Source organism: Pseudoduganella sp. RAF53_2, assembly GCF_052113985.1.
Taxonomy (GTDB): domain Bacteria; phylum Pseudomonadota; class Gammaproteobacteria; order Burkholderiales; family Burkholderiaceae_D; genus Rugamonas.
Window position 1 is genome coordinate 1 of the sequence record NZ_JBFRDW010000656.1, and the last position, 3,318, is coordinate 3,318.

Sequence of the window (3,318 nt, forward strand, 5' to 3'; positions counted from 1 at the left end):
CGCGACAGGGCCGCGTCATTTTTCAGACGCAGGTTTTCGATCAGGGTGTCCAGCAGACGATTTGGGTTGTACTGCAGCAGATCATCGCCTTCCGACTCGCTGTTCATATCAATGCCGACTTGGTTGGTCATGTTGTCTGTTCCTTCTGTAAAGTTTTCCTGCAAAGTGAAACACTCGGAGCTCAATCTTGCTGCGTTAATGTCTTCCTTCACTGAGGAACGAAATCACACACTGACGGATTCCGGGATAACAAGTTTCATAATTTCTACACAATTGTACAACAATCGGCGTCGACAGTACTTAATAGCAACAAAAAATATAAAAATGCTCTCACTGCCGTTGTCGTGTTGCAACATTGTGAGAGAATTCTACCCCATTTTTTGTGCTAGGGTAATGCTAAACCATGTCTAACGTGCAATCTTAAGTATACCTTCAGGTTACAAACATTGCCGCACAATACAAGTGCATATACCTGCACAATATATGCTGATTGGCAACTATTTCAACCCGGTTTTACACGTCCTTACAAACTTAGCCGCCGCGTGACAGAYGCACGGCGCGTCCCAGTTCGACCACCGACATGGCGTAGAAATAGCTGCGGTTGTATTGCGTGATGGTGTAGAAGTTATTGCTACCTACCCAGTATTCCGTAGGCTCCGAGCCGTTCTGCAAATCCACCAGGCCATACAGCATGCCGGGTGGCAAAGAAGAGGTGGTGGCAACCCCTGCGGCAATCAAGTCCTCGGCGCGGAATTTTGCTTCAAGTCCCTGATTGATAAAGGGTTCCCAGGCTCGTGCAGGGGAAACCGTTGCCGGATAGACCAGAGGGCCTGGATCTTCGCGGCGCCAACCGTGGCCCACCAGGAAGGCGGCCACACTGCCGATGGCATCGGCAGCTGAATTACGTAAATCGATCTTGCCGTCGCCGTCGAAATCGACAGCGAATTTGGCGATATTACCCGGCATGAATTGCACCATGCCGACAGCGCCGGCATACGAGCCGGTAAAGCTCAGCGGATCAACGCCGGCCTGGCGTGCATACAGCAGCGTTTGCTCAAGCTCGCTGCGGAAGAACGCCATACGCGCTTCGCGGTTCGGCGCTTCCGGATAGGAGAAGGCCAGTGTGGCCAGCACATCCAGCACGCGGAACTTGCCCATGTCGCGGCCGTAGATTGTCTCCACGCCGATGATACCGACAATTACTTCGGCCGGAACGCCATACAGTGCTTCAGCGCGCTCCAGCGCTTCGCGGTTTGTGTTCCAGAAATTCACACCGGCATTGATGCGGATCGGCTCGATGAAGCGGCTGCTGTACGCCTGCCAGTTCTTCGGCTTGCCCGGCGGCGCCGGTTTCACCAGCTGCACGGCCGAGTCGAGGTAGCGCAGCTGCAGGAACAGGCTTTCCAGCTCGCTGCGCTGGAAGCCGTTCTTCGCAGCCATCTCGTCAAAGAATTGCTGCACGTCTTTCCACTGGCCGAAGTTCACGAACTCGCCCGTGTAGTAGTCGGATGCAGGCTTGGCTGCCGGCTTCTTGACGACTTTCTTCCTGGCGGGCTTGTGCGTGGCGGCCTCCGCCGGAGGCAGGGCTGCGCCGGTTCCCAGCGCTGCAGCCAGCAGCATCACGGCAAGCTTGGGACGGTATTGCGAATTCAGTTTCATTGCGATTGCTTCAACAAAGTCGCCAGCCGCTTGACTGACTGTGTTCTTTCTTCGGCCTGCGGAACGCCATACTTGAGCGCACCATACAGGTCCAGGAATCCGGTCATGGCAGCCTTCTTTTCCCCCGGCACATTAAGCCCCTTCACCCGCGCGGCCAGTTTCATCGGGCCATCATCCGGCGCCTTGTGCAAGCCACGCCGTGCCAGCATGGCGCAGAAGGCGCTGAACGCGGCCTCAACCGGGTCGGTCTGGCGCACTTGCTGGCGCCAGCGCGCAAAGCCGATCAGGGCCGCAATCAGGGCCAGTCCGGCCAGCGTACGCCAGTTTGCAAAGGTTGAACCTAGTTCCTTGAGGAAATTTTGCTGCCTATCTGGATTGTAATCGAGGACCCATTGATTCCAAGCATTATTCATCGCACTGAGGCTAAAACGCATCTGCGACAGCCACGAATTTTTGTCGTTCTGCAAAGCTACCAGGCCTTCGAAGCCGAATGGCGCTGGCTGGGGCAGGGTTCTGGCCAGGTTCTGGCGCACGCGCTCGGGCGCCACTGCAGCGGTTGGATCGACGCGCACCCAGCCGCGCCGGCCCAGCCAGACTTCGGCCCAGGCGTGGGCATCCGACTGGCGGATCGTGTAGTAACGGTCAACGGGATTGAATTCGCCGCCCTGGTAGCCGGTGATCACGCGCGCCGGCACCCCGGCCGAACGCATCAGGAAAACGAAGGCGCTGGCGTAGTGCTCGCAGAAGCCCTGGCGGGTGTTGAACAGGAATTCATCCACGGCGTCCCGGCCCAGCAGCGGCGGCTCCAGCGTGTATTCGAACTTCTCCTTGCGGAATAGCTGGAGCACGGCGCGAATGGCGGCGTCGGGCGAACCGTGCGATGCCAGCACCTGGCCGAATTCGCGGGCGCGGGGGTTGTAGCCGGCCGGCAGCTGCAGCCAGCGGCGCATATCGTCATCGCTTAATCCAGGCTGCACCGTGTAGTCGAGGAAGGCTGTGGCCTGGTAGCGCTGGCGGCTGGTCACTGGCGCCATTGCATAGGTTTCCAGTTCGTCCGTGTAGCTGGCGCTCTGGCCATCCAGTTGCAGATTGCGTTCGCTGAATTCCAGGGTGAACAGGAAGCGTTTATTGCTGGGCTCCATGGTCAGCTCGTACGGGTAGGCCGGTCCGCGCAGTGCAGCGGCGATCCGCATCACGCTCGACTGGCGCCGCGCAACGCGCGTCCAGGTGCGGCCGTCGTAGGAACTGAGCACCGGGCCGCGCCAATACAGCTTGTCCTGCGGCGGCACGCCGTCGACGAAGCGCACACGGAACGCGACTTCGTCGGAACGCGCCAGGTTCGCCATGCTGCCGGGCGCCATGGTGTCCGAAATGCCCGTGCGGCCCGATTGCGCATCGCCCGGCAAGCCCCACAGCGGCCCCTGGATACGGGGGAATACCACGAACAGCAACAGCCCAAGCGGCGCCGCCATCAGGAAGAGTTTTGCTGCCGTTTTCAGGCGCGTCATCAGCGGCGGTACGGCACCCGTGTACTGGAAGGTCAGCTGGGCCGTCAGCAGAACGATCAGCGTCACCACCATGCCCAGTGCGGCCAGCATGGACTGGGAATAGAAGAAGTTCGTCAGCAGCAGGAAGAAGCTGAGGAAGACCACGACGAAC

At 59.0% G+C, this 3,318-nt stretch carries 2 protein-coding genes; both read right to left on the bottom strand.

Annotated features, from left to right (window positions below):
• Window positions 1–531: 531 nt before the first annotated feature.
• Window positions 532–1,659, bottom strand: a complete 1,128-nt coding sequence (gene mltB, locus AB4Z11_RS27250; RefSeq protein WP_442028972.1) for a lytic murein transglycosylase B — start codon at window positions 1,657–1,659, stop codon at window positions 532–534.
• Window positions 1,656–3,318, bottom strand: a 1,663-nt coding sequence (locus AB4Z11_RS27255; protein ID WP_442028973.1) for a transglutaminase family protein, incomplete at its 5' end; no start/stop codon positions are given. The genes mltB and AB4Z11_RS27255, both read right to left, overlap by 4 nt.